The sequence below is a fragment of the Methylosoma difficile genome (assembly GCF_054657615.1).
On the sequence record NZ_BAAHYJ010000016.1, the window covers coordinates 1 to 784 of the forward strand.

Below are 784 nucleotides of genomic sequence, written 5' to 3' on the forward strand. Positions count from 1 at the left end.
CTCGGTTACGATATCACCTGCGTTATCAACTATGTAGGTGTCGTTACCCAAGCCACCAATCATAGTGTCCTCACCCGCTTTACCATCAAGGGTATTGTTACCCGCGTTGCCGCGTAGGGTATTTTGTTGGCTGTTGCCAGTACCTTTAAGGTTGGCTCTGCCGGTTAAGGTGAGGTTTTCTACATTGGCACCCAAGGTGAAGGTGACTGAGCTGGTGACTAAATCGTCTTCTAAGGCAGTGCTGGTTTCGATAACTTGATCGCCCAGGTCATCAACAAAGTAACTGTCTTTGCCCAAGCCTCCGGTCATGATGTCGGCACCGGCTTTGCCGTCTAAGGTGTCATTACCATCCAAACCGCTTAGGGTGTTGACAGCAGCGTTGCCGGTCAGCACGTTGTTCAGGCTGTTGCCGGTAGCGGTCGACGCACCTGCCAACAAGCCCACGTTTTCCACATTGGCGGTGAGGGTGTAATTGATAGCAGTTAAGACGGTATCATTGCCCGCATTCAACGCTTCGGTGACGACATCACCGGTGTTGTCAACAAAGTACAGATCGTCGCCTAGTCCGCCGGACATCGTATCTGCCCCCGCCAAACCATTAATGGCATCATTTAATGCCGTACCGTTTAAGCTATCGTTGGCAGTGGAGCCAATAATGAAGTTGTTGAGCGTTAAGCCATCGGAGAATTGGAAACTGCCCATCGCGTAAGCAGTGCTTGCAAAGAAACTGCTGACCGTCAGCACATCGGTGCTTCCGTAACCCATGACCAGATCATTAGCTGAG

General features: G+C 51.1%; 1 protein-coding gene. It reads right to left on the bottom strand.

Features of this window, described 5'->3' with window-relative positions; genetic code table 11:
* Nucleotides 1-765, bottom strand: a 765-nt coding sequence (locus ACYQ1O_RS16885; protein ID WP_459993440.1) for a calcium-binding protein, incomplete at its 3' end; no start/stop codon positions are given.
* Nucleotides 766-784: the final 19 nt, after the last annotated feature.